At 71.6% G+C, this 25,972-nt stretch carries 24 protein-coding genes; 7 read left to right on the plus strand and 17 right to left on the minus strand.

Annotated elements, in window-relative coordinates:
- Nucleotides 1-60: 60 nt before the first annotated feature.
- On the minus strand, nt 61-1,362 hold the full coding sequence (locus ACFZDL_RS18330) for an ABC transporter substrate-binding protein (RefSeq protein ID WP_353588484.1): 1,302 nt from the start codon (nt 1,360-1,362) through the stop codon (nt 61-63).
- Nucleotides 1,363-1,533: 171 nt separating this feature from the next.
- Here ACFZDL_RS18330 and ACFZDL_RS18335 point away from each other — a divergent pair, with 171 nt between their 5' ends.
- Both ACFZDL_RS18335 and purU read left to right on the plus strand, forming a co-directional pair.
- Complete coding sequence (locus ACFZDL_RS18335; protein WP_353588482.1) at nt 1,534-1,980, plus strand: hypothetical protein; 447 nt, start codon at nt 1,534-1,536, stop codon at nt 1,978-1,980.
- A gap of 32 nt (nt 1,981-2,012) precedes the next feature.
- A complete protein-coding gene (gene purU / locus ACFZDL_RS18340; protein ID WP_353588480.1) occupies nt 2,013-2,885 on the plus strand; it encodes a formyltetrahydrofolate deformylase in 873 nt (290 codons plus the stop codon).
- Between the two features lie 19 nt (nt 2,886-2,904).
- Here the strand turns inward: purU and ACFZDL_RS18345 are convergent, their stop codons facing one another.
- Together ACFZDL_RS18345 and ACFZDL_RS18350 are read right to left on the minus strand one after the other, a co-directional pair.
- Nucleotides 2,905-4,305, minus strand: a complete 1,401-nt coding sequence (locus ACFZDL_RS18345; RefSeq protein WP_353588478.1) for a maleylpyruvate isomerase N-terminal domain-containing protein — start codon at nt 4,303-4,305, stop codon at nt 2,905-2,907.
- A complete protein-coding gene (locus ACFZDL_RS18350) occupies nt 4,302-4,925 on the minus strand; it encodes a sigma-70 family RNA polymerase sigma factor (protein WP_353588476.1) in 624 nt (207 codons plus the stop codon). Before ACFZDL_RS18350 ends, ACFZDL_RS18345 begins: the two co-directional genes overlap by 4 nt.
- Nucleotides 4,926-5,251: 326 nt before the next feature.
- Here ACFZDL_RS18350 and ACFZDL_RS18355 point away from each other — a divergent pair, with 326 nt between their 5' ends.
- On the plus strand, nt 5,252-5,611 hold the full coding sequence (locus tag ACFZDL_RS18355) for an STAS domain-containing protein (protein WP_353588946.1): 360 nt from the start codon (nt 5,252-5,254) through the stop codon (nt 5,609-5,611).
- Between the two features lie 136 nt (nt 5,612-5,747).
- On the opposite strand, the gene ACFZDL_RS18360 is transcribed toward ACFZDL_RS18355, so the two are convergent.
- The 4 genes from ACFZDL_RS18360 to ACFZDL_RS18375 all read right to left on the minus strand — a co-directional run bounded on the left by ACFZDL_RS18360 (nt 5,748) and on the right by ACFZDL_RS18375 (nt 10,792).
- On the minus strand, nt 5,748-7,073 hold the full coding sequence (locus ACFZDL_RS18360; protein WP_353588475.1) for a hypothetical protein: 1,326 nt from the start codon (nt 7,071-7,073) through the stop codon (nt 5,748-5,750).
- A 129-nt stretch (nt 7,074-7,202) separates the two neighbouring features.
- On the minus strand, nt 7,203-8,414 hold the full coding sequence (locus ACFZDL_RS18365) for a histidine kinase (RefSeq protein WP_353588473.1): 1,212 nt from the start codon (nt 8,412-8,414) through the stop codon (nt 7,203-7,205).
- Nucleotides 8,411-9,097 (minus strand): response regulator transcription factor, encoded by a 687-nt coding sequence (locus tag ACFZDL_RS18370; RefSeq protein WP_353588471.1) that lies wholly within the window; start codon nt 9,095-9,097, stop codon nt 8,411-8,413. The genes ACFZDL_RS18365 and ACFZDL_RS18370 overlap by 4 nt, the downstream gene beginning before the upstream one ends.
- Before the next feature lie 273 nt (nt 9,098-9,370).
- On the minus strand, nt 9,371-10,792 hold the full coding sequence (locus tag ACFZDL_RS18375; protein ID WP_353588470.1) for a tetratricopeptide repeat protein: 1,422 nt from the start codon (nt 10,790-10,792) through the stop codon (nt 9,371-9,373).
- A 407-nt stretch (nt 10,793-11,199) separates the two neighbouring features.
- Here ACFZDL_RS18375 and ACFZDL_RS18380 point away from each other — a divergent pair, with 407 nt between their 5' ends.
- Nucleotides 11,200-12,552, plus strand: coding sequence for a M64 family metallopeptidase (locus ACFZDL_RS18380; RefSeq protein WP_353588468.1), 1,353 nt, complete (start codon nt 11,200-11,202; stop codon nt 12,550-12,552).
- 94 nt (nt 12,553-12,646) lie between these two features.
- On the opposite strand, the gene ACFZDL_RS18385 is transcribed toward ACFZDL_RS18380, so the two are convergent.
- The 7 genes from ACFZDL_RS18385 to ACFZDL_RS18415 form a co-directional block, all read right to left on the minus strand.
- Nucleotides 12,647-13,624, minus strand: coding sequence for an alpha/beta fold hydrolase (locus tag ACFZDL_RS18385; protein WP_353588466.1), 978 nt, complete (start codon nt 13,622-13,624; stop codon nt 12,647-12,649).
- Between the two features lie 115 nt (nt 13,625-13,739).
- Entirely contained in the window at nt 13,740-16,103 is a 2,364-nt protein-coding gene (locus tag ACFZDL_RS18390; RefSeq protein WP_353588464.1) for a tetratricopeptide repeat protein, read from the minus strand.
- An 80-nt stretch (nt 16,104-16,183) separates the two neighbouring features.
- Nucleotides 16,184-16,822 (minus strand): response regulator transcription factor, encoded by a 639-nt coding sequence (locus ACFZDL_RS18395; protein WP_353588462.1) that lies wholly within the window; start codon nt 16,820-16,822, stop codon nt 16,184-16,186.
- Nucleotides 16,819-18,027, minus strand: coding sequence for a sensor histidine kinase (locus ACFZDL_RS18400; RefSeq protein WP_353588461.1), 1,209 nt, complete (start codon nt 18,025-18,027; stop codon nt 16,819-16,821). Before ACFZDL_RS18400 ends, ACFZDL_RS18395 begins: the two co-directional genes overlap by 4 nt.
- A 5-nt stretch (nt 18,028-18,032) precedes the next feature.
- Complete coding sequence (locus ACFZDL_RS18405) at nt 18,033-20,243, minus strand: MMPL family transporter (protein WP_353588459.1); 2,211 nt, start codon at nt 20,241-20,243, stop codon at nt 18,033-18,035.
- A gap of 43 nt (nt 20,244-20,286) precedes the next feature.
- Nucleotides 20,287-20,532, minus strand: coding sequence for a hypothetical protein (locus ACFZDL_RS18410; RefSeq protein WP_353588457.1), 246 nt, complete (start codon nt 20,530-20,532; stop codon nt 20,287-20,289).
- A gap of 24 nt (nt 20,533-20,556) precedes the next feature.
- Nucleotides 20,557-21,390 carry an oxidoreductase gene (locus tag ACFZDL_RS18415; protein WP_353588455.1) on the minus strand — a complete coding sequence of 278 codons (834 nt, stop codon included), beginning with the start codon at nt 21,388-21,390 and terminating at the stop codon, nt 20,557-20,559.
- A gap of 103 nt (nt 21,391-21,493) precedes the next feature.
- Here ACFZDL_RS18415 and ACFZDL_RS18420 point away from each other — a divergent pair, with 103 nt between their 5' ends.
- Complete coding sequence (locus ACFZDL_RS18420) at nt 21,494-22,399, plus strand: LysR substrate-binding domain-containing protein (RefSeq protein WP_353588453.1); 906 nt, start codon at nt 21,494-21,496, stop codon at nt 22,397-22,399.
- Between the two features lie 16 nt (nt 22,400-22,415).
- On the opposite strand, the gene ACFZDL_RS18425 is transcribed toward ACFZDL_RS18420, so the two are convergent.
- The 3 genes from ACFZDL_RS18425 to ACFZDL_RS18435 all read right to left on the minus strand — a co-directional run bounded on the left by ACFZDL_RS18425 (nt 22,416) and on the right by ACFZDL_RS18435 (nt 24,664).
- Nucleotides 22,416-23,609 carry a winged helix DNA-binding domain-containing protein gene (locus ACFZDL_RS18425; RefSeq protein ID WP_353588451.1) on the minus strand — a complete coding sequence of 398 codons (1,194 nt, stop codon included), beginning with the start codon at nt 23,607-23,609 and terminating at the stop codon, nt 22,416-22,418.
- Nucleotides 23,610-23,707: 98 nt separating this feature from the next.
- Nucleotides 23,708-24,232: a hypothetical protein gene (locus tag ACFZDL_RS18430; protein ID WP_353588449.1), complete on the minus strand. Its 525-nt coding sequence runs from the start codon at nt 24,230-24,232 to the stop codon at nt 23,708-23,710.
- Nucleotides 24,233-24,286: 54 nt separating this feature from the next.
- The gene (locus ACFZDL_RS18435) at nt 24,287-24,664 is read right to left on the minus strand and encodes an ATP-binding protein (RefSeq protein ID WP_353588448.1); all 378 of its coding nucleotides are present in this window, start codon (nt 24,662-24,664) and stop codon (nt 24,287-24,289) included.
- A 120-nt stretch (nt 24,665-24,784) separates the two neighbouring features.
- Between ACFZDL_RS18435 and ACFZDL_RS18440 the strand changes: the two genes are divergently transcribed.
- Nucleotides 24,785-25,594 carry a helix-turn-helix transcriptional regulator gene (locus ACFZDL_RS18440; protein WP_353588446.1) on the plus strand — a complete coding sequence of 270 codons (810 nt, stop codon included), beginning with the start codon at nt 24,785-24,787 and terminating at the stop codon, nt 25,592-25,594.
- Nucleotides 25,591-25,878, plus strand: a complete 288-nt coding sequence (locus tag ACFZDL_RS18445; RefSeq protein WP_353588444.1) for a DUF397 domain-containing protein — start codon at nt 25,591-25,593, stop codon at nt 25,876-25,878. The genes ACFZDL_RS18440 and ACFZDL_RS18445 overlap by 4 nt, the downstream gene beginning before the upstream one ends.
- Nucleotides 25,879-25,972: the final 94 nt, after the last annotated feature.

Genomic DNA, 25,972 nt, shown 5'->3' on the forward strand with positions numbered 1-25,972 from the left:
CGGACAGCGACACGCCGTGGTGTTGGCGTGTCGCTGTCCGATACTCACCACAAGTCAGGCCTAGTCCGCCTTGGCGTACCGCCTGAGCGTCGTCGAGACGTCCACGAACCCCTTGCGGACCGCGACCAGCCGCCCGCCCCGCACCACCTGGTAGGTCACGTCCGCGTTCACCATGCGCGGATAGTTGTGGACGGACAGCGTGTCCTTGTAGCCCCAGCGGAGCTCCGGCGTGAGGCCGCCGGTGCCGACCGCGTGGCCGTCGTCCAGCGTGCGCCGGATGGAGCGGGCGCTGATGTCGTCGGCCTTCAGGGAGTTCAGGACGGACCGCAGCACGGTGTAGGCGATCCAGGTGGTCTGGGTGCCGGGGTCCTCCGCGTCGATGCGGGCGTCGTCGAAGGCGTACTCCTTGATGACCTTCTTCATGGGCGCCCAGCGCGGATCGTCCGCGGCCGGGTACCAGCCGGTGGCGTACGCGCCCTCCAGCGGGCTCTCGCGGCCGCCGGTGCTGTCCACGAGGGACTGGCGGACGCTGCCGAGCACGGAGGCGATCCGTACCTTCGGGTGGTCCTCCTGGAGCCGCCGGAAGGAGTCGAAGAAGGTGCCGGTGCGCTCTCCCAGCGCCGCGGTCACACAGGACCCGGGCAGCTCGGCGCCCTGCGCGGCGCCCCCCGGGGCGGCCTCGGCGCCCACGCCGCTCAGGGCGGAGCGGGCCTGCCGGGTGTAGTCGCCGGCGTCCTCGGGGGCCCGTATGTCGCCGGCGGCGCGGCGCTTGCCGGCCGCCAGGCCCGCGTCGAGGAGTTCGGGCAGCTCGTCGCCCGCGATGGTGTCGGGGCGGACGAAGGAGACGCGGTGGCACACGGAGGCCAGCTGCCGTCCGTTGCCGGCCAGCAGGGCGGCCTGGCCGCCGTTGACCGGGTAGGAGTACGGGCTGTCGAACTCCTCCTGGGTCAGCCCGTATCCGCCGATGTAGGGGATGCCCGAGCCCTCCAGGGCGGAGATGAAGTAGCGGCCGAACTGGCTGTACGAGCCGACGACCGCGACGACGTTCTCGTCGGCGGCGCGCCGGGCGCAGCGGGCCGCCTCCGAGGGGTCGTTGCGCTCGTTGCAGGTGAGGACCTTCAGCTTGCGGCCGTGGATGCCGCCGTTGTCGTTGACCCAGCGGGCGTACGCCTGCGCCATCGCGGGCATCTCCGGCATGTTGGTCGCTTTGGTGTTCTCGGGCGCCCAGGTCATGACGGTGACGGGGTCCTCGGAGCCCGCTGTGGACAGGGCGCCGCAGCCGGTCAGCGTCCCCGCCGCGACCGCCGCGCAGAGCGTGGCCGTCAGCCACGGTCGTGGGGAGAAAAGTCGCCATCCGGTCATGACATGTGAGAGTGGCGTTCCGCTCGTAACGGGGCGGCTATCGCAAATGACGGAAAGGTGACGAGAGGGTGAATTGCGGGGGCCGGCGCATGACCGTCCGTGAAGAACGTACGATCGATTCCCGTGCAAGGTTCGGAGAAGTCTTCCCGTCGCGGCCGTCGCTCGACCACCATGGGCGGTATGCCTGTCAATGACATGCCGTGGTGGCGCTGGCGCAGCAATGTGCGCTCGGCGCTGCACATGCTCTCTGACCCCGTCTTCCAGCAGGAGTGCTGGCTGGCGGGCCTGGACGGATACGGGGACGTCACCGACGCCGTGTACCGGCTGGTGGAGGACACCTGGCTGGACAACTGGTCGGCCGAGAAGTACGTCGGCACGATCTTCCGCGACTCGCAGGAGGCGGCCCTCGTCGATGTCGCCGTCCTCAGAGTGCTGAGGATCATGCACCAGGTCGGCGCTGACGCCCCGCCCTCGGCCTACCTGGAGCACCACGGGTGGCCGGAGGCCGTCCGGGCGGCGCGCGAGGCGCATGTGCGGCTCGCGGCCAACGACGGCGAGGACCCCGACCTGCCCCCGCAGACCCTCGAAGTGCTGGCGATCATGACGCGCTCGGTCTAGGGATCTTCACGGGTGTGCGACGCTATGGAGTCATGAGCCAGTCGCACTCCACCGCCGCCGACCAGTACATCCTCACCCTGTCCTGCCCGGACAAGCAGGGCATCGTGCACGCCGTGTCCAGTTACCTCTTCATGACCGGCTGCAACATCGAGGACAGTCAGCAGTTCGGCGACCGCGACACCGGGCTCTTCTTCATGCGGGTGCACTTCCGGGCGGTCTCGCCGGTGCGGGTGGAGGACCTGCGGGCGAGCTTCGCCGCGGTGGGCGAGTCCTTCCGGATGGACTGGCAGATCCACCCGGCCGGCGAGAAGATGCGCGTCGTGCTGCTGGTCAGCAAGTTCGGCCACTGCCTGAACGACCTGCTCTTCCGCTCGCGGATCGGGGCGCTGCCCGTGGAGATCGCGGCGGTGGTCTCCAACCACACCGACTTCGCGGAGCTGGTGGGCTCGTACGGAATCCCCTTCCGGCACATCCCGGTGACGAAGGAGACCAAGGCCCAGGCGGAGGCGGAGCTGCTGGAGCTGGTGGAGGCCGAGAAGGTCGAGCTGGTGGTCCTGGCCCGCTATATGCAGGTGCTCTCGGACGACCTGTGCAAGCGGCTGGCGGGGCGCATCATCAACATCCACCACTCCTTCCTGCCGAGCTTCAAGGGCGCCAAGCCGTACCACCAGGCGCACGCCCGCGGGGTGAAGCTGATCGGCGCGACCGCCCACTATGTGACGGCGGACCTGGACGAGGGCCCGATCATCGAGCAGGAGGTCGAGCGGGTGGGCCATGAGCTCACCCCGGACCAGCTGGTGGCGGTGGGGCGCGATGTGGAGTGCCAGGCGCTGGCGCGGGCGGTGAAGTGGCACAGCGAGCGGCGGGTCCTGCTCAACGGCCACCGGACCGTGGTGTTCGCTTAAGCCTCCCCTTTCGGAGGGCTCACAGGCGCGACAGGGACGCCGTCGCGAAGAGGACGTCGCGGATCGCCTCCGGGTCGCCGAGCTGCCCCGCGGCCGCCTCCTGGGGCGGCACATGCCCGGCCGCCAGCTGGTAGAACGCCTCGCGGTCGAGCGCGATATGGGCCACCGCCTCCTCCGGGGAGGGCTGTGCGGCGGGGGAGTCCAGCGGGATGTACCAGTCGCCGCTGCCCTCGACCTCCAGATGGAGCGTACGGCCCGGCGCACCCGCCTCGACCAGCCGCCGCGGCGGCCCCGCGAGCCCGGCCCGGCGGCGCTGTGCGAGGGCGTCGGGCAGCAGCCGGGCGCACAGGTCGACCATGCGCCTGAGATGGGCCGAGGCGGGCGGCTCGTACGGGTAGTCGATCGCCTCGGCGATGTCCCCGGCGTGCACCCAGCACTCGAAGGCCCGGTCGACGAACGAGTCGCGCATGGGCAGCGAGAAGTCCTCCCCGTACGGCACGGAGAGCGTGCGTGCGCCGCGCCCGGCGAGGGCCACGGTCCGCACCAGCGCGTGGCCCTGCTCCCGCCACGGCTCACGCACCGCCCCCGGCTCCCCCGCGGCCCCGGGCCCGGGCGCGGGCCCGCCGCGCCAGTACGCCTCCGTACGGTCCGCCGGGGAGCCCGGCGCTTGGGCGCCGAGCGGATCGGGCAGCCCGAGGGACGCGGCGAGGATGCCGTCGACCACCATCAGGTGGCCTATCACCCCGGCGACGGTGGTGTCCCGCCCCACCAGCCGCTGACCGTCGAACCATCTGAGCCGCACCGGCGCCCGCCACTCCGCCTCGCCCATGTCGCGCAGCAGCGCGTCCAGCCGGGCGGCCTCCGCGTCGTACACCCCGGCCCAGTCGGGGACCGGTATCCGGGCCGGGCGGCGGCCCAGACAGCCCGCCAGCACGCGGGAGCGCAGCAGCGGGTCGAGGTCCAGGCTCTGCTCGGTGTGCAGCAGGCCGACGGCCTCGCGCAGCCGCAGGGCCTCCTCGGCGCACGGGGTGCAGTGGTTGAGGTGCGCCTCCACGGCGGCGGTCTCCTCGGGCGGGCACGCGGCCAGGGCCCAGGCGCCCAGCAGCGACTTCAGCACCGCGTGGGAGAGGGCCGGCGGGTCAAGGGGCCCCGGGTCGGGCGTATCGGGCGCCGGGCCGGACACCGGGTCGGGCACCGGGCTGGACACCGGGTCGGGCGCCGGGTCGGGCACCGGGTCGGGCACCGGGCTGGACACCGGGTCGGGCACCGGGTGCCACTGGGCGGGCCAGTGGCCGCTGTCCTCGGCGGCCGGGCGCGGCGGGGGTATGCGCGGTGACTCGGCGGGCTCGGGCCCAAGCGGCGGCTCGTCGCCGCGCCCCGGCCCGCCGGTGCCGCCGATGCCGTCACTGGGGCCGTTCACAGCGCCCGTCCGTAGCCGGGGGGCGGAACCGCGTCCGGGGGTGGGACGTTGGCCGTGGACAGCAGCTGCAGGCCCAGGCGCAGCCGGCGCCTGGCCTCGTCCTCCGTCACGCCGAGCTCGGCCGCGGCCTGGCGGTAGTCGCGGCGGTCGAAGTAGGCCAGTTCGAGCGCGGCGCGCAGCGGGGCGGGCATGGACGTGACGATGTAGTCGGCGCGGGCGGCCACGGAGGCTTCGCGGATCTTCTCCTCGATGTCCTCCTGGGTGCGCCGCGCCCCGCTTCCGGCGGGGTCGTCCCCGAGGGAGCCGTCCGCGGCCGGGTCCGCGGCGGCCCGCGCCTCGGCCTCGCGGAGCCGGTGCACCGCCTGGCGGTGGGCGAGCGTGGCGATCCAGGAGCGCAGTGTGCCCTGCTTGGGGTCGTACGCGTCCGGGTTCTCCCAGGCGTAGCCGAACACTTCGCGGGTGACGCGGTCGGCGGCCTCCTCGTCGTCGAGGACGCGGTGCGCCAGATTGTGGACGAGGGAGGCAAAGCGGTCGTACAACTCGCCCAGCGCGGCGGCCTCGCCGCGCGCCAGGCGCTGCTGCATCCTGCGATCCCAGCGGGGCGGTGCGTCGTTCGTCATACGGCCCCCATTCCTCGTGCTCGAGTCGTCCGGGCGTCGGCTCCGGGCCGCCGGGTCCGATGCCACCGTCATATCGAATGTAGTGCGGGGGGTGGCACAACACGCCCCCATGCGGCAAAGTGCGGCACGGTGAGGCTGCGGATGGTATTGGGCCCGTCACTTTGCGCAGGAATCCCGCGACGAAACGCTTCCGCACGGCATAAGGTCATCATCTCTGGCTTGTGCCGGGGGGAGTTTGGTGGGGCATCGGGCGGGCAGCCGCTGGGGAACAGGCAATTCCGGTTAGCGGGCGAGCGAAGGGCTTCGGGCGCGTGACGTTGAAGGTGATGGAGGACCGGCGGGGGGAGTGGGTCGTTCTCCAGGTCTCGGGAGAGATGGACCTGGTGACCTCCCCCGCGGTCCGGCAGCACGTCCACGACGCGGTGGCCGAGGGCCGCCACTGGCTGGTGCTCGACCTCGAGGAGGTCCGCTTCTGCGACTCCAGCGGGGTCGGCGTCCTCATAGCGGCGCGGCGGCTGATGCGGTCCTGTTCCGGCCGGCTGCGGCTGATCCTGCCCCCGCAGGGCGAGGCCCACGGCTCCCATGTCCACCGGGTGCTCGCGGCCCTGGGCGTGCGGCGGCTGTTCGACGTCTACCCCGACCTGACCGCCGCGACCGAAACGGCCGTGGACCCGCTGAGCGCCTGACCTGGCCCCAGAAGTGCACTCACCCATGTGATCGCACGGGCGATGGAGTCCAGCACGTGGCCCGTCGAGCCGTACGGATGTGCCCCGCGCGAGGCTGTCGCATGAGTGGTGTCTGGTTCAGGCTGGGCTGTCCGGTTCAGCGGTGGGGGTATGCGATGAGCCCAAGAGTGAGCTTTCCGCTGCCGGTGGGGACGATGAAGTAACCGTACTCCGCGGAGTTCGCGGCCGGCATGGTCGCACCGTCGGGGGCGATTTTGGGTATCGCCGTCTTCAGCGGCACCTGGACCCGGGGGTTCGGCTCGCTGCCGTCGGTGGGAACGGACACGCCGTAGGCGACGCCGTCGTCGTCGACCGTCGAGAGCTCGATGGGATTGCGCTCGTCTGTGCCTTCAAAGCAGTACCCCTTCTTGCTCTTGAGGTCGAAGGCGCCCGTACCGACGACGAGGTAACGCCCGTTCGCGGAGACCGATGGGGTGTGGAAGGTGGGGTTGGCCGTCCCTGTGCCATCAGGGGGAGAGCACGGCATATCGACGACGACTTCGCCTGAGCGGGCGTCGTGGACGACCCATCGCGCGGGGTGGTCACCGTCGAGGTGGTCCCATGTGCCGATCACGTAGTCCTCGGTGACGGCAATGGCGTTTCCGTAGCCGTCCCGGTAGCCATCCGGAACGGTGTCATCCCCGTCCCAGGCACCGAGCACTTCGTATCCGGTGGCGGGTGAGCTGACGACCAGACCCTTGTCCACCATCGCGAACGCATAGCCCTGTTTCCCGCACATGTCGCAGGATTTGTACTCGTGGGTCTGCCCGGTGGTGATGTCGACGGTGGATACCCGGTCGTACTCCGTGACCACCACTCCCAATCCATCAGCATTGATGCGATCTGGCTCGCCGGAAACGGTCACGTCGGTGGTCCTCAGCGGGGCCACGGCTTGTCCCGAGGAGTCAGCGCGATAGGAGACAACCTCGACGACCTCGCGCACCGGACTCAGCTCGTCTTTTTGTTTCTCCCCGTAGGCGTAGGCCACGACATACTCGGCATCTCCGTCGGTGACGACCGCCAGCTGTGGTGGCGGAGCGTCCCCTGTCTCCGTCAGGCCCTCCTCCGGGACAGGCGGTGCCCATGGTCTGCTGCGCCAGCGGAGTTTCCCTGTCTTCTCGTCCCGAGCCTTGATGACGTATTCCGTGCCGGTGCTGTCGAGGTACACCACAAGGTGACTGCGGGGTGCGGTGGTCAGCGGTACGACGCCGTCCAAGCCGCCGGGCGTGACGCGTTCTTGCCAGCCCCGGGAGTTGTCGTACGTGGAGGGAACGCTGATCCGCGTGACCTTGCTGGAAGACTGGTTCTCGCTCGTGTGGCTCGGGTGGTCAGTCCCTTTTCCCTCACTGGAGTTGCTGCTGCAGGCTGTCAGTACGCAGGCCATCAGCACCGCAGGCGCGGCCTTCGCGATCCTCAGGTTCAACCGTCCCCCTTCTGCGGCGGATGCGGCACCACCATCTCGCTCCCGCAGCCACCTGTTCGGTCGGTGACAAGCTATCAACTACGAGTTCATGTGCACGGAACGCATCCCGCCTTCCGGCCCTCCTGCGCATCAGCGCAACGGCGGTGCGTTATCAGGATTGCGGGACGCGGGCCGGACTCCGGGGAGGCGGGCGCGGACGGCGAAGCCGCCGTCGGGCAGGGGGTGTGCCTCCAGGGTGCCGCCGAGGAGCTGGGCGCGTTCGCGCAGGCCGATCAGGCCGTGGCCGCCGCCCGGCAGGCCGGGCGCGGTGGCCGTCGCGTCGGGGGCCCCGTTGCGCACCTCGACCCTCAGCTCCCGTACGCCCTTCCCGTCGCCTTCCGCGCCGGCGGCACCGGCCTCCCCGACCCCGCCGACCTCGCTGACCCGGACCCGTACCCGCGCTCCCGGCGCGTGCTTGCGCACGTTGGTCAGCGCCTCCTGCACGATGCGGAACACCGCCCGCTCGACCGCCTCCGACTGCCCCGGGTCCTCCAGCACACCCTCCCCGTAGTCGGCCTCGTAGTCCACGTCCAGCGCGCTCAGCTCGATCAGCCGCGGCAGATCGGCCAGGCACGGCTGCGGGGTGAGCTCTTCCAGGTCCCCGCCCGCCGCGCGCAGCACGCCGACCATGTGACGCAGCTCGTCCAGGGTGCGCACCGACAGCTCGCGGATCGTGCGGGCGCTCTCCCGCGCCTGGGTGTCCTCCGCGCTGATCTGCACCGCTCCGGCCTGCAGGCTGATCAGGCTGACCTGGTGGGCGACGACGTCGTGCATCTCCCGGGCGAGGCGGGCCCGTTCGGTGCTCAGCACCTGCTGGGCCAGCAGCTCGTCGGCGTGGCGGCGGCTGTGTGTCAGGTCCTCGATACGGGCGGCCAGTTCGCCGCGGGTGCGCACCAGCAGGCCCAGCGCGATGGGGGCGACGGAGGTCACGGACGCGTCGATCAGGGTCAGGGTGTTCTCCCGGTACGCGGTCGGCTCGAAGTCCGAGACCGGCCACGGTACGAAGTGCGCGGCGGCCAGCAGCAGCGCCGAGACCGCCAGCAGCCGGCGGTCGGGGCGGCGCGCGGCCACGGTGTACAGCGCGATCATGGGCGCGAACCAGACGTAGCCGATGAGGATGCCCGGCAGCGTGGCCAGGAACACCGTCAGCGGCAGCCGCCGGCGCAGCAGCAGCGCGGCGGCGGCGACCAGTGACACGTCCAGCTCCAGGCCCGGCGTCACGCCGTTGACCAGCAGCGCGTCGGCCACCGCGAGGGCCATGGGGACGACCGACGACGCCCAGGGCGGTACCCGGGCGGTCATCGCGGCCCTCCGGGCGCCCCGGCCCTCCCTGCCGGCGGACCGCTCGCCAGCAGTCCCGCCCGGTCGGCCACGATGGCCGCCTGCACCCGGTTGACGCTGCCCAACTTGGCCAGCACCGCCCGCACATGGTCCTTGACGGTGCTGGGCGCCAGGCCCATCCGCTCCGCGATCTGCGGATTGGCCAGCCCCTCCCCGAGCAGCGCCAGCACCTCCCGCTCACGCGGCGTCAGCGCCTCGACCGCCGCCGAGGCGGTGGCCTCCGCCTCGGCGGCCAGATAGCCGCCGATCACGGCCCGGGTGACGCCCGGGTCCAGCACACTGCCGCCTTGTGCGAGTGTCCGTACGGCCCCGACCAGCTGTTCCGGATCGGTGTCCTTGAGCAGAAACCCGGCCGCTCCGGCGCGCAGCGCGGCGGTGACGTACTCCTGCGCGTCGAAGGTGGTCAGCATGGCGACGGCGGGGGCGCGGTCCGCCTCCAGCAGCCGTCCGAGCACGGTCAGCCCGTCCACGTCGGGCATCCGGATGTCCAGGAGGACCACGTCGGCCGCGCTGCTTTCCACCGCCGCCACCGCCTCGGCGCCGGAGCACTCCGCGACCACCTCGATGTCCGGGGCGGTGCCCAGGATCAGCCGCAGCCCCGACCGTACGAGCGCCTCGTCGTCCACCACAGCCACACGGATCACTGGCCGCTCTCCCTCCCCCTTGGCTGTCATGCTCATTGCCCGGACAGCCTGCCGCATGCGCGGTACAAAGTGGAGTGGCTACCTCCGCCCGTTGGGGGGAGCACCCCCGCCGGTCGGAGGGGGTGGGGGGAGACCAGGGGCGGATGCCCCGCCCGCGCGTCGCGGGGCACAGTGGTCCCAGGCCGCCGCGGCCCCCACACGCGGCGGCCGGTTTTTTTGTGGCTCGGTTCTCCCCCGGCTACCGCTGGGAGAGACCGGCCGGCCCGGACGGGCTCACACCGGTGGCTCCGCCGGGGCGGGGCCCAGGGTGGTGGTGCCGGGGGCCGCGCGGTGGCCCAGGCCCCTGCGGTACGCGTCCATCGCCGCCTCGGCGCGGCCGGCCCGCCGCAGCAGATCGCCCAGCAGCCGGCACAGATCGGCCAGGTCACCGGCCGCGCCCGTCCGCTCCAGCAGGGACAGGGCCGCGCGGTAGTGCTCCTCGGCCGTCGCCGTGTCGCCCCGCTCCTCCGCGATCAGGCCGAGCAGCCGGTGCGCCCCGCCCGCGTGCACCGCGCCGGCTTCGGCGGTGAGCCCGGAGGCCGCGCCACCGTCCCCCGCGGCTTCGGCTTCACCATCCCCCGTGGACCGCTTCAGCAGCGGCAGCAGCAGCGCCTCGGCCTCCGCCGTCCGCCCGCGCCGCCGCAGCACATCCGCCAGCTCCACCTCCACCTGCACCACGTACAGCGTGGCCCGCTTGGACGCCAGCATGTCCCGGGCGATGCACAGTTCGCGCTCCGCCCGTTCCAGATTGCCGTCCTGGGCGTGGACGTAGCCGCGCATCCAGTGGCAGTGGGCCAGGTCGGTGTGGATGCGCAGCTGCTCGTACAGCTCCTGCGCCTTGGCCAGCGAGGCGTCCGCCTCGGCGGTGCGGCCCTCGGCGATGAGGGTGCGGGCCACGCCGCGGTGCAGCCGGGCGATCAGCCCCGGGTCGTCCACGCTGGGGGCCAGCGCGAGCGCCAACTCGGCGGAGCGTGCGGCGCGGGCGTGCGCCCCCATGTCCATGTACGGTGCGATCGAGGCGGTGTAGAGCAGCAGCAGGGCGCCCGGGTCGTGCAGGCCCGAGGCGTTGAGCTCGTCGATGGCGCTCTCCAGGAGGTAGCAGGAGTAGCGCAGTTCGCCCGAGAGGAAGTGGGCCACGGCCCGGCCGCGGATCGCCGGGACCCGCCGGGGCAGCGGCTCGTCGGCCAGCAGCTGTTCCGCCGCCTCGTAGTGGGCGCGCGCCGCGGCGAGTTCGCCGGTCTCCTGTGCGCAGTCGCCGAGCCCCACCAGGGCCGTGGCCCGCTCGTCCCGGAAGCCGAGCCGTTCCGCCTCGGCCATCAGCTCCTCGAACAGCGCGGCCGCGTCCTTCGCGTCGCCGGTGGCCAGCGCCTTGCGGGCGTCGGTGAGCCCGGCCCGCAGCCGGACCGCGTCGCGCGGGTCGCGGCCCGTGGTCAGCTCCTCGTAGCTGACGCCGAGGCGTGCGGCGAGATGGCGCAGCGCGGCTTCGGAGGGGCGTACCTTCCCGGACTCCAGCGTGGAGACGTACGCGGCGGTGTAGGCGGGCTCGGCCAGCTGCCGCTGGGTGAGCCCGCGTTCCGTACGCAGCCGGAGCACCCGGCGCCCGATCTCCGCGGCTCCGTCGGCCGTCCGTACGTCCTCGGCGCTTCTCTCGCCCACCCTGCCCTCTTCTCCTCGGCGGCTGATTAATCGCCGAGCTAAGTCCATTTACGCGAGGATTGAAACATGTCGAGATGATGGATCATGGACCGGCCGAGCGGGAGGCGGTGAGTGTCCGCCGGCCCGGACCCCCGCTTCCCCGATCACCCCTTCGACGTACCGTCGGACGATACGGCTCCCGGCGCGGACCGGAACGCGGGCGCGCCCTGAAAACACGTGGTGAGACGCCATCTGACACACTGTGGACCGGGGTCGGCGGGACGGCAGTGACTACTGACAACTGCTGACGATTACTAGCGACTTCCCTAATCCCCATTGCCGAATCGTGCCTCGAGCCCCTAGGTTGAGCGGCGACTTAATCGTGCTTAACTGGCTGCTTACGAAGTTGAGTTCGGGGGGTACCGACCGTGCGCAGACGTCTGCCCAGACGTTTCTCCATACGCACCGCAGCCGTCGCCGGCGGTTTTGTTCTGACGGCAACCCTGGCCGCCACGGCCGCGGCCAGCCCGGCCCCGCCGCCGCCCCCCACCCGCACCACGGCGGCCCAGGGCGCCGGGCTCACCCACGAGGTGGAGTACTTCACCCGCCCCGGCGGCCATCCCCGCCACACCGAGGTCCCGGCCGCCACCCCCGACCGCATCGCCCGCGCGGACCGCGCCCTGTCCGCCTCCGAGACGGCGGCCGACGGCGACGTCAGCGCGGTCATCCAGACCGGACCGGTGGCCGACAAGCTCGACGTCGTCTTCATCGGGGACGGCTACACCGCCGCCCAGCAGGGCGACTTCCACACCGATCTGCGGTCCAAGTGGGAGCAGATGTCGGCCGTCGAGCCGTACGCCTCCTACAAGGAGCTGTTCAACGTCTGGTCGGTGGACGCGGTCTCCAACCAGTCCGGTGTCTCCGGCGACCCGGGCAAGGACGTCGTCAAGGACACCGCGCTGAAGTCGTACTTCTGGTGTGACGACATCGAGCGGCTGCTGTGCGTCGACACCGACAAGGTCGAGTCGTACGCCGCCAAGGCCCCGGACGCCGATCTGGTCGTCGTGCTCTCCAACTCCACCAAGTACGGCGGCGCGGGCTACACCCTCACCTCCCAGGTCGGCTACGACGGCATCGCCACCGCCTCCTCCGACCACGCCGACTCCGACCAGGTGGCCGTCCACGAGACCGGACACTCCCTCGGCAAGCTGGCCGACGAGTACTTCTACGACGACTACGGCACCTACACCGGCGCCGAGCCCACGGAGTCCAACGCCACCAAGCTGACCGCCGCCCAGCTGACCGCTCAGCAGAAGAAGTGGTACCGCTGGATCGGCCAGACCTCGCCCGACGGGGGCACGGTCGGCGCGTACGAGGGCGGGCGCTACTACCCCAAGGGCATCAACCGCCCCACCGAGAACTCGATCATGCGCACCCTCGGCCGGGAGTTCAGCCTCCCCGGCCGGGAGGCGATGATCGCGGGCTTCTACCAGCACGCCAGTGTGCTCGGCAGCACCACCGGCACGGCCACCGCCCTCAAGCGCGACGCGACCATCAAGGTCACCTTCCCGGCCTCCGCGTCGGTCACCTGGTCCGTGGACGGCGCCGAGGTGACCGCCGCGCGCGGCAAGAGCTCGGTCACCCCGGCCTCCCTCGGCATCACCGCCGACGGCCGTGCGCACACCATCACGGCCAAGGCCACGGACAACACCAAGGCGGTCAAGGACCCCGCCCTGCGCAAGCTGCTGACCGACTCCCGGACCTGGAAGGTCGCCGCCTAGCCGCACACCGCCGCCACCCCCCAGCTGCCGCCCCGTGGACCCCCGCCGCGGGGCGGCTTCTTTTTCTCCCTGCTTCTGCCCTGCTTCTGCCCGGTCAGCGCGCGTAGGGCCGCAGCGGGGGCTCCTCGCGCACCCACGGCATGCTGTGGACCAGGACGTCGAGCGGCAGGCTCAGCAGGCTCGGCAGGGTCTCGACGGCCTCCGCGGTGTTGAGGGGCATGAGCAGGGTGGCGCAGTCCGCGCGGTCGATCCTGGCGGGGTCGGCGGTGCCGGGGTGGCCGATCGCGTCGGCGGCGAGCTCGTAGGACACCAGGTCGACGACCAGGCCCATATGGCTGGGCCACTGCCGCCCGGGGCAGATGTCCTGGACCCCGATGTTCCGGGCGCCCGGCAGGACCGAGGGCGCTCCGTCGACCACCACGGACTCGTCGGCCAGCGAGTGGACCGCGGTGTACGAGGGGCCCGCGGGCATGGGCGTGCCGTGCGCGGTGAGCGCCTTCGTCCAGTTCGAGCCGCGGGCGAACTGCAGGGACGCGGCCGGGCAGCCCGTGATCTGGGTGAGGGGCAAGCAGGAACTGCCGATGCTCGTGCCCTGGAACGGGGAACCCAGGGTCACCATGTCATCGACCTCGGTCGCGAGGTCCGGCCAGAAGCGCAGCGCCCAGGCCGCCAGGAGGCCGCCTTGGCTGTGCCCGACCAGATCGACCTTGCGGCCGGTGCGCTCGTGGACCGCGCGCGTCGCGTACACCACGTACTCGACGGACTCCTGCATGTCCCGCAGGCCGCGGCCAGGGTAGTCCACCCAACAGGACGGATAGCCGCTCTTCTTCAGCTCGGCCATGTAGTTCCAGGCGTAGGGCTCGTCGCCCTTGAATCCGGTGCCGGGAATGAACAGCACGGTCGGCTTGTCGGCATCCGTCTGGCCCGTCTGGCAGTGCAGGCCCTTGGCGAGCTCGGCCACCGGGGTCTCCAGGGGCGGACCGGGATCGGCGTCCGCCGCCGCGGCCCCGGGGAACAGGGCCAGCGCCAGCAGAACCGCCGCGAGGCCGGTGGCCCATGGGCGTAATCGCATCAGGAACCTCCGCGGGGGAGCGAGTGAGAAGGAACCTCCTATCGTGCGCAGACGGCACAAGGCGGTCAATGTCCCTCCCTGACACCCCCACAACCGTAGGGAACGCCCCCACCCGTCAGGGCTTGTCCGCCGGCAGCCCGCGCAGCAGCTCCCGGGCCCGCTCGGCGAACTCCGCGCTTCCGGTCGCGGCGGCCCGCTCCAGGAACTCGCGCGCACGCCCGCCGTCGCCGTCCTCGGCGGCCATCTCACCGAGCCTGAAGGCGCCCTCCGCGACCAGCTCGGGCTCCTGAGTGGCCTTCAGCAGCCGCTCGTACCAGGTGCGGGCGCCGTCGCGGTCGCCCAGCCAGTAGTGCAGCTCGCCGAGATGGCCGGTGGCCAGCGGCCGGTGGATGCTGTCGGCCTTGAACGCCTTCTGGTACCACTTCAGGGCGGCGGGCAGATCGCGGCGCTCCTTGGCGATACGGCCCAGCAGCATGGCGGCGTAGCCCCGCGTGGTGAGTTCGCTTCCGGCCGGCTCCACCGCGCGCAGCAGATACGACTCGGCGGTCTCCTCGTCGCCCTGGTTGAGTGCCGTCCAGCCGAGGCCGACAATCGCCCGGGCGGGCTCTTTGACACCGAGGTCCAGGGCCTGCTGATAGGCGGCGCGGGCTTCCTCGTAGTCGCCGTCGCCGCCGCGCGTGCGCAGCACATCGGCGAGGCGCATCACCATCTCGGCCAGCGACGTCCGGTTCTTCTTCTGGCTCAGATCGCGCCCGGCGGCGATGCGGTGGGCCGTCCGGGCGGCCTCCACGGCACCGTCGAAGTCATGCAGGCCGTTCAGCACCGAGGCGAGGGAGTAGGCGGCACGCATGGCGTTCGTCGCCCCGCCGGTCTCGATCGCCCGCCGGTACGCCTCGGCGGCGCCGCGCGGGTCGCGCCGCCGCTCCAGCAGCAGGTCGGCCTTCTTCCGGTACGCCATGCCGACGGCCGCGGGGTCCTCTTCGCGCTCGATCAGCTGGTCGTACAGGAAGAGGGCGTCGTCCGTGCCCCGGGCGTCCTTGGCGAGCTCGCGCAGTTCCCCGACCGTGAGACGCACCTCTTCCGGGGGCTCGACGGGCGCCCCGGCGCGGTAGATCCGGAACTCGCCTCCGTACCCCTGGGAGCCGGTGATGACGGAGACCGCGAGCATGCTGCCGTCCGGAGACCAGGCCAGGGCGGGGAGGGACTCGCCGCCGGTCCGGCACCGCATGAGCAGCGCGCCGTCACGGACCCGCCACAGATCGATCCGCTCGTCCGCCTCGAACTCGTCGGCGGACGGGCCCTTCCCGCCGCCGGCCACCAGATAGGCCCCGTCCGGCCGGACGATCGCGTCGGACCGGATTCCGGTGAGCGTGGTGAGGACGCGGCCGGTCTCCGGATCCAGGATGTGCACATCGCTCCCCTGGCCGACGAACATCCGGGTCTCGTCGCCGGTGAAGGAGACGCTTCCGGCCCGCGCCTTCCCCCTCGGAAGGTGCAGTCGACGGGGCGATGCGCCGGACGAGCACAGTACGTCGACCCAGGCGCCGTAACCGGTGAAGCCGCCGTAGCCGCCGTCGGCGCGGTAGCGGCCGAAGCCGACGTCGGCCCGGTAGCGGCCGGTGCGCGAGCGGACCTCTCGGGGCTGCGGAGGGACGTCCACCTCGGCGCCGCTGTCGACGTCGTAGGCGCGGGTCGCGGCGTCGTCGTCCATATCGCCGCCGCCCCATCGGACGCGCTTGGTGATCTGGTGGGTGCCGGGCACCCACTGGATGTCCTGCCCCCACAGGGCGCTGAAGGGGACGCGGACGTGCTCGCTCCAGTCGTCGGTCCGGAACACCACCAGTTCGCACGCCTGGCTGGTGACCGCGAGATACCGTCCGTCGTCCGAGAAGGCCAGGTCGCTGGGGGTGCCCTCGTCGCTGTCCTCGTCAGGGAACGGGTCGAGTGTCACCGCGGGACGCCGCAGGTCCAGCACCGTGGGGGCGTCCTCCTCCAGCACCTGGTCGGCCGTGATCGCGTAGAAGGTGCTCGCCCAGCCGTGGCCGGCGCTCAGCGACCCCAGCCAGCGCGCGTCGGTGACCTCGACGTCGTAGTCGGCCTGCGCGAGCAGGTCCTCGTCCTTCCAGCGGCCGTCACGCTCGTAGTAGAAGTCGTGGAGGCGCTGCCAATCCGCCTCGGCCACGGGGTGGTTGCGGGTGGCGATCCGCTCGACCCGCCGGACGAACCGGTGGGTGTGGGCGGCGACCCACTCGGAGTCCAGGATCTCGTCGACGGGGACCATCCGCAGCGGGTGGAGCGAGGCGATCGGCAGGCGCTGCGCCGCCTCCCACAGCAGCGAGAAGAAGAAGCTCGGATCGTCGGGCAGCGGCGCGTGGGTCCGGCTTCCGGTGTCGTAGTACACGACGAAGACGCGGAACCGCACGCGCGACTCGTCGGGCGCGACGTCGAGGACACGGATGCCGTACAGATCGGTGGACATCTGGCCTTCCACAGCAGGGGACTTGGGGAATCCGGTCCATGGTCACAGAAGGGTCCGACAGCCCGCCCGGCGGACAGGGCCTAGGGCCGCCGCAGCAGCCCCCGCTCCAGGGCGACCACCACCGCGCGCGTCCGGTCGTTCACGTCGAGCTTGGCGAACAGGCGCAGGAGATGGGTCTTGACCGTGGCCTCCGTGATGACGAGGCGTCTGCCGATCTCGGCGTTGGTCAGGCCGTCGGCCACCGCGTTGAGTACGTCGGTCTCGCGTGCGGTCAGCGGGTCCTGGACCGGGCGGCGCATGCGCGCGATCAGCTTCTCGGCCACCCGGGGCGCGAGGACGGTCTCGCCGCGCGACGCCGAACGGATCGCGTCGGCGAGCTGTTCGCGGGTGGTGTCCTTGAGGAGATAGCCGATGGCGCCGGCCTCCACGCCGCGCTCGATGTCCTGGTCGGTGTCGTACGTCGTCAGGATCAGGACCCGGGTGCGCGGGTGCCGGGCGACGATCTCGGCGGTCGCCCCCACCCCGTCGAGCACCGGCATCCGCAGGTCGACGAGCGCGACATCGGGGTCGTACCGCTCGACGAGTTCGAGGGCCGCCCTGCCGTCCCCCGCCTCCCCGACGATCTCGATGCCGTCCTCACCGGTGAGCAGGGCGACCACGCCCGCCCGCATCACGGTGTGGTCGTCCACCACGATCACCCGGACTTGTTCGCAGGTCATCCGATCCCCTCGCGCGCTTCACTCTGCGTCTCCAGCGGAATCATCGCCAGGATCCGCGTGCCGTCGCCGACCGAGCTGGTGACCGTCAGCCGGCCGCCCAGTTCCGCCAGGCGTTTCCGCATCCCGTCGAGCCCGAAGCCCGCCGACTCCTCCGGGACGAAACCGGTGCCGTCGTCGGTGACCTCCAGCTCCACCCCGTACGGCCGGCGGGCCAGGATCACCCCGACCGTGGACGCCCGCGCGTGTTTGCGGACGTTGGCCAGGGACTCCTGGGTGCAGCGCAGCAGCGCGATCCGGGTCTGCTGGTCGCAGCCGACGTCCGCCAGGTCGGCGGCCACCGTGAGGCCCGTGTCCTCCGCGAAGCGGTCGAGGATGCGGCGCAGCGTCTGCGCCACGGAGCCGGCCTGCGAACCGTCCTGCCGCTGCGCCGAGCCCACCAGCTCCCGCGCCTCGGCCAGGTTCTCGCGCGCCGTCGACTCGATCGAGCGCAGCTGCTGGGCGCTGCGCGCCGGATCGGCGGCGAGACCGGCCCGGGCCGCCTCCGCGAGCACGACGATCGACGCGAACCCCTGCGCGAGGGTGTCGTGGATGTCCCGTGCCATCCGCTCTCTCTCGTCGGCCGCGCCCTGACGCTGGTGCGCCTCGGACAGCTCCGCCTGGGTCCGCTCCAACTCGACGATCAGCCGGGCCCGTTCGGTGCTCTGGGCGACCACCGAGTGGGCCCACAGCCCGATCAGCACCCCCACGGCCACGACGATCAGGGTGGACACCACCGTCTCGCTGAAGAACTCCAGCGACCAGCCCTGCCGGGACCAGCTCCCCGCCAGCGTCGCGGCGGTCGCAAGGCCCAGGAACCCCATGGAGGCCCTGGGGGTCCGCCCGAACATCCAGTAGTGCGGCAGCGTCACCATGAACAGCGCCGCGTAGCTGCTGCGCAGATACGCCAGCCCGCCGAGGGCGAGCACCAGCACGGACAGATAGACGTGCGGCCGTACGACGGGATTGCCGGGGAAGCGGTCGAGGAGCGCGTAGCACAGCACCACGCAGCCCAGCAGCGCGAGCGCCCCGTACCTGCTCCCGCCGGGCCGGTCCATCGTGGCGAGCCCGACGGCCATCGCGGCGAACAGCACCCAGCACACCGCGTTCCAGCGGCGCAGCGACGCGGTCCAGAAGGCGTCGGCGGAGGGCCCGGCAAGAGCAGTCATACCGATCAACGTACGTCGACCACCGGCTGCCCCTGGGCCGCGGGCCCCGGTACGGGCGCGGCCTTCCCCTTTGGCCGCGACGGCCACCAGGTCGCCTCGCCGAGCAGGAGCAGGGCCGAGGGCAGGACCATGATCCGCACGATGAAGGCGTCGAGCAGCACGGCCGCCGCCAGCACGAAACCGATCTGCTTCATCTCGATGATGTGCAGGAAGACGAAGCTCACGAACACGGTGGTCATCACGACCGCGGCGCTGGTGACCACGCCCGCCGAGGTGCGGAGCCCGTCCAGCACCGCCTGGCGCGTGGGGACGCCGGCGAGCGCGGCCTCCCTGATCCGGCTGACCACGAAGACCTGGTAGTCCATGGAGAGCCCGAAGAGGATCACGAAGAGGAAGAGCGGGACGCGCGACCCGATCGAACCGGTGGAGTGGAAGTCCAGCAGCCCCTCGGCCCAGGTGCCCTGGAAGACGAGGACGAGCAGCCCGAGCGCCGCCGCGGCCGACAGCAGGTTCAGGACGACACCGATCAGGCCGAGCACCACGGAACGGAAGGCGTACACCGTCATCACGAACGTCACCAGCAGCAGCGCGCCGATCACCAGGGGCAGTTTGGCGTTCTGGTGGGCGGGATAGTCGGCGTAGCGGGCGACGTCGCCGCTGACGCCGTACTCCGCGCCCGCGATCCGGCCGACGGTGGCGGGCAGATAGTCCTGGCGCAGGTGGTCCAGGGAGGCCTTGGCCTCAGGGGAGTTGCCGAGGTACGGCACCTTCAGCCGCAGCACGCTGACCCGGTGGTCGGCCGATGTCCTGATCAGCGAGCCGTCAGCGAACAGCGGATCGCGGTCGGCCAGCTCGGCGAGGTCGCGCAGCGCCCCGGTGACCTCGCGGGCGCGTGAGGCGTCGGCGCGTACGACGACGTCGTGGGTGACCCTCCGGTCGGGGAACGCCTCGTTGAGGCGGTCGTACACCCGCATGGCGGGGATGGCGCGGGAGTGGGTGTCCCGGCTCATCTCCGTGATCTTCAGTTCGCTCAGCGGAACGGCGAGGGCGAGCAGGGCGAGGACCGAGACGCAGAGCGTGGCGAGGGGGTGCCGGGCGGCGGGCCGCAGCAGCGCCGCCCAGATCCGGCCGCCGCCCTCCCGGCGCGTCCGCCGGGCCGGCTTGCCGCGCTCCGCCCGGCGCCGCGCCTTGCGTTCCGCCCGCTTCCCCAGCACGACCAGCAGCGCGGGCAGCGCCGTCAGGGAGCTGGCCACGGCGACCAGGACGACCACGATGGTGCCGGTGGCGAGCGAGGAGAAGATCACGTCGGAGGCCAGGTAGAGCGTCGCGGTGGAGGCGACGACCGCGAGCCCCGACACCACCACCGCACGGCCCGAGGTGGCCGCCGCCAGCTCCACCAGCGCCTCGGTGCTCAGCCGGCCGCCGCAGCGTGCCCGCTCCTCGCGCTCCCGCTTGAGGTAGAAGAGCGTGTAGTCGACGCCGACCGCGAGGCCGATCATCAGGATGACGTTCGTGCCGACCCCGACGTCGGGGGACAGGTGCGAGACCACCATCGACAGGCCGATCGCCGCCGCGATCGATGACAGGGCGAGCAGCAGCGGCACCGTCGCCATGACGACCGAGCCGAAGGCGATCAGCAGTGTGATCAGCGTGACCGGAAGCGTGATCTTCTCGGACAGCGCCAGGTCGTCGTTCCGCTGCTGATCGACGCCCTTGCTGGTGGAGGGGGATCCGGTCTCCTCGAGGAGCAGCCGGGGGTGGGACTTCTGGACGGCGGCCGTCTGCGCGACCAGCGCGCCGACCTTGGCGTCCGCGTCCAGTTCCTCGCCCTTGATGGCCACCTCGACCATGAGGATCCGGCCGTCGCGTGACCACAGCGGCGCGGCCACGCCCGCGACCTCGGGCAGTTGCTTCATCCGCGCCGTGAGGTCCCGCGCGGCCGCTTCGGCGGCCCGCTTGTCGGTCCGGCTGTCGAGGGCGCCGGAACGGGCGGAGATCAGCACCTGCTCGGTGGAGCGGCGCTCCAGATGTCCCTCGGCCGCCATGGCCTCGGCCCGGCCCGCCTCGCCGACGCGGTAGTCCGCCGTCTTGGCGCTGTTGGTGCCGACGGCCCCGCCGACGACCAGGCACAGCGCCACGAACACCAGCCATCCGACGACCGCTCGCCAGGGGTGGAGCGCGCTCCAGCGGGCCGCGCGCACAGTGAGTGAATTCATACGGGAAAGCCTTGTTGACCAGGGCGGTTGGCGGACAGAGGTGTCAGGTTGAACCTGCCGTCCACCGATCGGGGGACCCGGGGGAGGGGGTTATCCCCCGTACCGCCTGTCCCGTGGCAGCATCAGCGTCGCGCCCGCCGTACGCCTGCCGGGCCCCGGTGCGGTCGGACAGGGCGCCCGCGGAGAGCATCAGGGCGGCACCGAGCACCGTCCGGGATCCGCCCCGGGCCGCCTCCGGTGCCGCGACCGCGGCCCCGGAGCCAGGAGAGGACTTGAGCAGGGATGTCATCAGGACGCTCCGTCGGAGAAGGTGTCAGTCGGCGAAGTCGGTGGAGCGGATGAGCTTTTCCCAGGAGCGGAGTTCGGTGCGGGCACGGTCGAGGTGGTCGCCGATCGCGTCGGCGGCGTCGTTGCCGAGCGGCAGACGCAGCGGCGGTTCGTCGGCGTCCAGAGCGGCGAGGATGGCGGCCGCGGCCTTGGCCGGGTCCCCGGGTTCCCGGCCGCTGCCGCCCGGCAGCCCGGAAAGGACGGGGCCCACGGTCTCCTGGTAGGCGTCCAGGGCCGGGGTGGGCCGCAGCGCCGCGGCGTCGGCGAAGCCGGTACGGAACGCTCCGGGCTCAACGATCAGCACCCGGATGCCGTGCGGGGCGACCTCGGCGGCCAAGGCCTCGGAAAGCCCCTCCAGGGCGAACTTGGTGGCGCAGTAGGCGCCGACCCCGGCGAGGGCGAACCGTCCACCCATGCTGGTCAGTTGCACGACGGCGCCCGAGCCCCGGCGGCGCATGTGCGGCAGCGCGGCCCGGGTGAGCGCGGCCGGGCCGAAGAAGTGCAGGTCCATCAGGTCCCGCAGCTCCGCGTCGGTGGTCTCCTCGACCGCCCCCACCATGCCCCGTCCGGCGTTGTTGACCAGGACGTCGATTCGGCCGTGCCGGGCTGCCACGCCGTCGACCGCGGCCTGGACGCCCGCGATGTCGGTGACGTCCAGCGGTAGCGCCTCGACCTGGTCCGGGTGCGCGGCGACCAGGTCGTCGAGCAGCGCGGTACGGCGGGCGGCGGCGACCACGATGTCCCCCGCGGCCACCGCCGCTTCGGTGATCGCCCGGCCGAATCCGCTGCTCGCCCCGGTGACCAGCCACACCTTGTTCATGTTCTTCTCCTTGTGCCGGGTGATCCGCCGCTCTCGGCGGTCCGTGTGGGCACCACCTTGCGAGGCACACGGCTTGTGCGTCCAAGACCTGCCGTGATAGCCGATGGTTATGGACGTTCATGGGCGGGATCTGAGGTACTTCGCCGCAGTGGCCGAGGAACTGCACTTCACGCGCGCGGCCGAGCGGCTGTACGTCTCACAGCCCGCGCTGAGCAAGCAGATCAGGATGCTGGAGAAACAGGTGGGGGCCGCGTTGTTCGAGCGCGACCGGCGCGACGTGCGGCTGAGCGCGGTCGGTGCGGTGCTGCTGCCGCACGCTCAGCGCGTTCTCGCCGAGTGGGAGGCGGCCCAGGAGACGGTCGCCCGGGTCATGGCCGACCAGGCGGGCCGTCTCGTCGTGGGGATGAGCACCAGCCCGGGGCGCGGGGGCGTGCTGCCGGCGATCCGCTCCCGCTTCACCGCCGCGCGCCCCGACGCCCGCCTCACACTCCGCCAGGTCCCCTGGCAGGACTCGACCGCCGGGCTCGCCGACGGCACGTGTGACGCGGCGTTCGTCTGGCTACCGCTGCCCGATCCGGACCGCTACGAGTGGGTGGTGGTCGCCGAGGAACCCCGCCTGGTCGCCATGGCCGACACGCATCCGCTCGCCGACAGGGAGATCATCGACTTCACCGACCTGCTGGACGAGCCGTTCCTCGCTCTGCCCGACAGCGCGGGGCTCCTGCGGGACTACTGGCTCGCCACCGATGCCCGCGGCGGGAAGCCGGCACGCATCGGCGCGGAGGTGGCGAGCACCGAGGAGACGTACGAGGCGCTCGTCGCGGGTCTCGGCGTGGTCCTGCTGGCGGCCGGGAACGCCCCGCTGATCACCCTCGGCGGAGTCGTCACCCGTGCGGTGAGGGGCATCTCGCCCAGCCGCTTCGCCCTGGCCTGGCGCGCCGACGACCGCCGCCCGCTGGTGCGGGAGTACGCGCGCGCGTGTGAGCTGGCGGCCGGGACAACGGACTGAGGCAGCGCGCACGCGGTTACGAGGCCAACTCCCGCTCCAGCGGCGTACGGAACCGGGGCGTGACCCGGACCTCCCCCAGCCACCCGCTCAGCCGCGCCGCCTCCGCCTCCACGGCGGCCGCCGCCTCCCGGCCCACGTCGCTCAGCGCGCGCCAGACCACCTCGCCGCTCGCGCGCTGGGCCCAGCCGCCGACGACGCGGCCGTTCCACCACACTGTGGGGCCGATGTTGCCGCTGCCGTCGAAAAGCGGCTTCACATGGTCCGGGTCGAGATACCAGCCGCGGGCCTGCCAGCCCATGGCGGTCGGGTCGAGGCCGGGCAGCAGCGCGGCCCAGGGCTCGTCGTCCGCCACCGGCGACCCGTCCGCCAACGGCTCGGCGTCCCCGGCCACCACGTACCCCGGCCCCTCCGCCAGCGCCACGCCCTGCGCGCCGATGTCGGCCAGCGCCCGCCGGGTGTCGGTCACCGTCCAGCCCGTCCACCACTTCACGTCGGCCTCGGTGGCGGGGCCGTACGCGGCCAGCCAGCGGCGGGCCAGTTCGGCCTTCGCCTCGCGGACGGGCAGGTCGGGGAGCGGCGGGACGAGGGCCCACGGGTAGAGGCTGCTGGTCCAGGAGCCACGCGGGCGGCAGCGGCGCAGATGTCCGTCGGAGGCGAGCAGCCGAAGCAGCCGGCTGCCGACGGTCTGCCGGGCCGCGTACGGCTTGCCGGGCGCCATCACGATCCGCTCGCGCAGCGCGGGCACGTCCTCGGCCACCTCGGCGGTCGTCGCCTCGCCCCGCGCGGCCACGGACGCCAGCACGGCCTGCTCCACCTCGGCGAGCCGCGCCTCGTCCCAGTGCTCCTCGGCGCGCTCCCGCAGATGCTTCAGCAGCGTGGCCCGCTCCCGTACCGCGATCGCCCGCGCGGTCGACGAGCCGACGACCGGCGCGAGTTCCGTCGTCACGGCGAAGATCGTGCGCCGCATGCTCAACAGCTTGACCAGCGACACGTCCTCGTACAGTGCCCGGTCCACCTCCCCGGCCCCCGGCTTCCGCAGCCGCGCGCACGCCGACAGATACACGGTGGCCGGATCGGTCGCGTGCAGCCCGACGACCGCGTCCGCCACGGCTTCGACACGCGCCGCCCGCGCGGACGGGGCCAGCAGATGCCGCCGCCCGAGGCGGGCGCGGCGCTGGGCGGGGCTGATACGGGGGAGAAGGTCGCTCATGGGGGCTGACCGTAGGGGCCGTACCTGTCATCTCCTGGCAGGTATGGCCTCGCGGGGCACGGGCACAGTCGGGTGCTCATGGTGTTGTTCGAGCCTTGTCACTCAGTGGGTGGCACCCCGAGATCGCGGCGCATGGCGGTCCTCATGGCCCGGATCAGGTCCCAGATCTCCCTCTGGCCACGGATGGCGGTGGCCATGGTTTCCCCTTCCTGGGGCTCTCCTCGCTCCAGGCGCTTGACCTGGCCATAGACCCTGTTCAGGGCTTGATTGACCGTACGTGCGCATGCGAGCACCTCGTCGGGTGCGATCATCTGCGCTTCGGAGTATCGATCGCGGTGGGCGCCCTTGGCTTCCTCGAGTGCCTCCTTGTCCGCTTCCTCGACACCGCGTTCCCGCATGACATGCAGATGACGGTTGAGCGCCGTGGTGAACTGACGTGCGTCCCGATTGAGCTCCACGTAGCAGGTGCGTCGGCTGAGCAGGTTCTCGCGAAGCTCCTCGTGGTCACGAATCAGGTCTATCTCCCGGCGCTTTGCCCGTTCGGAGGCCCGCTGGGTGAGAAGCGACCCTCCTAGGGTTCCGGCTACACCTGCCACCGCGATAATCACCGAATCAAGATCCACGGATGCCCCCTTGAAGCAGTTGCGTGCTGGGCTGGTTGCGGACTCCCATGAGCGTTACGGCACGGCGAACTCAGCCCATACCACCTTCCCCCGCAACGGCCTGGCGTGATGCCCCCAGTCCTTGCTGAGCGCCGCCACGATCATCAGTCCCCGCCCCCGCTCCTGGCTGTCGGGCACGGGCCCGACGGGCCAGACCGGCGGCCGACGGTCCGGGTCGTCCACTTCCAGCCGTAGTTGCTTCGCGCTGCGCAGCATCGTCAGGGCGATCAGGCCATGGGTCTGCCCGGCGTGCCGCACCGCGTTGCTGACGAGCTCGCTGGCCACCACCTCGATGCACTCGGTCAACTCGCCGTCCACACACCACGCGTCCAGGACGTCGCGGACATGGCGCCGGGCGGTGGCCGCTGCCTTGGGCGCGTGGGGGAGAGGCATGCGGCTGATGTGAAGTCCAGGGTCATTTGCGTCATTCACGAGTCCAATGTCAGTGACGTCGATTACGCTCGGCAATGAGTTGGTCGCTGACCGCAGCGACTGTTGTGTGAGGGGGTAGCCGTGCCGAATCCCAACGACCTCGACCCGTCCCGGTCCCCGCTGGCCTTCTTCGGCTCGGAGGTGCGCCTGGAGCGCGAGAAGGCGGGCATGTCCCAGCAGGACCTCGGCAAGGCGCTGTACTGCTCCGGGGCGCTCGTCGGGTACATCGAGGCGGCGAAGCGGTACCCGACGCTGGAGTTCGCGGAGCGCTGCGACGAGGTGTTCGGGACGGGTGGGTTCTTCGTGCGGCTGTGGCCGCTGGTGAGCCGGTTCGTGCTGCCGCATTCGTTCCGTCACTACGTGGACTTCGAGGCGGGGGCGAGGGCGATCCGCACGTACCAGGCGCAGACCATTTACGGCCTTCTGCAGACTGAGGCCTACGCCCGCGCGGTGATGTGTACGAGCCGCCACGAAGATCTGGATGCCATGGTGGCGGCCCGGATGGAGCGACAGCGCATCCTCCAGCGGCCGGAGGCGCCCAAGATCTGGGCAGTGTTGGACGAGGCGGTGCTGCGCCGACGCCCCGAAGACGACGAGGTCATGCGGGTCCAACTTCAGCGCTTGTTGGACTACCGCTACGACCCGAAGATGGTCATCCAGGTTCTCCCGTTCCGTGCGGGCTTTCCGGCCTCGCTGGACGGCTCGTTCAACCTCCTGACCATGGACGAAGGTGCGAACTTGGTGTACAGCGAAGGTGTGGGGACCGCCCAAGTCCTGGCGCATCCAAAGGAGTTCGAGCGGGCGGGATTCCGTTACGATCTTCTGCGCACCGCCGCGCTCTCGGCGGAGGAGTCGTGGAAGCTGATCGCCTCACTCTTGGAGGAGCTATGAGCAGCACGTGGCGCAAGTCCAGTTACAGCAGCGGCCAAGGCGGTGATTGCGTCGAGTGCACTCCCCTTGGCGACGCGACCTGGACGAAGTCCAGCTACAGCAGTGCCCAGGGTGGTGATTGCGTCGAGTGCGCCGAGGTCAGCCGTGGCATAGCCGTCCGCGACTCCAAGAACCCCGACGGCCCCCGCCTCCACTTCACCGCCACCGCCTGGCACGCCTTCCTCGCCTACGCCAGATCTATGCCGTCAACTCCCGCTCCAGCGGCGCATGGAACCGGGGTGTGATCCGGGGCTCTCTCAGCCACGCTCCTCCGTCTCCATAAGGCCCCTCCCGGCCAACCGGCCGAACGCGCGTTCCTTTAAGTCGCTAGGGTGTTGG

Source organism: Streptomyces sp. NPDC007917 (assembly GCF_042959105.1).
In the GTDB taxonomy this organism is placed as follows: domain Bacteria; phylum Actinomycetota; class Actinomycetes; order Streptomycetales; family Streptomycetaceae; genus Streptomyces.

Coding starts and splice junctions, on each gene's coding strand:
- ACFZDL_RS18330 (WP_353588484.1), bottom strand. CDS start 1,362: ATGACCGGATGGCGACTTTTCTCCCCACGACCGTGGCTGACGGCCACG.
- ACFZDL_RS18335 (WP_353588482.1), top strand. CDS start 1,534: ATGGGCGGTATGCCTGTCAATGACATGCCGTGGTGGCGCTGGCGCAGC.
- purU (WP_353588480.1), top strand. CDS start 2,013: ATGAGCCAGTCGCACTCCACCGCCGCCGACCAGTACATCCTCACCCTG.
- ACFZDL_RS18350 (WP_353588476.1), bottom strand. CDS start 4,925: ATGACGAACGACGCACCGCCCCGCTGGGATCGCAGGATGCAGCAGCGC.
- ACFZDL_RS18355 (WP_353588946.1), top strand. CDS start 5,252: ATGGAGGACCGGCGGGGGGAGTGGGTCGTTCTCCAGGTCTCGGGAGAG.
- ACFZDL_RS18365 (WP_353588473.1), bottom strand. CDS start 8,414: ATGACCGCCCGGGTACCGCCCTGGGCGTCGTCGGTCGTCCCCATGGCC.
- ACFZDL_RS18385 (WP_353588466.1), bottom strand. CDS start 13,624: ATGCGATTACGCCCATGGGCCACCGGCCTCGCGGCGGTTCTGCTGGCG.
- ACFZDL_RS18390 (WP_353588464.1), bottom strand. CDS start 16,103: ATGTCCACCGATCTGTACGGCATCCGTGTCCTCGACGTCGCGCCCGAC.
- ACFZDL_RS18395 (WP_353588462.1), bottom strand. CDS start 16,822: ATGACCTGCGAACAAGTCCGGGTGATCGTGGTGGACGACCACACCGTG.
- ACFZDL_RS18400 (WP_353588461.1), bottom strand. CDS start 18,027: ATGACTGCTCTTGCCGGGCCCTCCGCCGACGCCTTCTGGACCGCGTCG.
- ACFZDL_RS18405 (WP_353588459.1), bottom strand. CDS start 20,243: ATGAATTCACTCACTGTGCGCGCGGCCCGCTGGAGCGCGCTCCACCCC.
- ACFZDL_RS18410 (WP_353588457.1), bottom strand. CDS start 20,532: ATGACATCCCTGCTCAAGTCCTCTCCTGGCTCCGGGGCCGCGGTCGCG.
- ACFZDL_RS18415 (WP_353588455.1), bottom strand. CDS start 21,390: ATGAACAAGGTGTGGCTGGTCACCGGGGCGAGCAGCGGATTCGGCCGG.
- ACFZDL_RS18420 (WP_353588453.1), top strand. CDS start 21,494: ATGGTTATGGACGTTCATGGGCGGGATCTGAGGTACTTCGCCGCAGTG.
- ACFZDL_RS18425 (WP_353588451.1), bottom strand. CDS start 23,609: ATGAGCGACCTTCTCCCCCGTATCAGCCCCGCCCAGCGCCGCGCCCGC.
- ACFZDL_RS18435 (WP_353588448.1), bottom strand. CDS start 24,664: ATGCCTCTCCCCCACGCGCCCAAGGCAGCGGCCACCGCCCGGCGCCAT.
- ACFZDL_RS18445 (WP_353588444.1), top strand. CDS start 25,591: ATGAGCAGCACGTGGCGCAAGTCCAGTTACAGCAGCGGCCAAGGCGGT.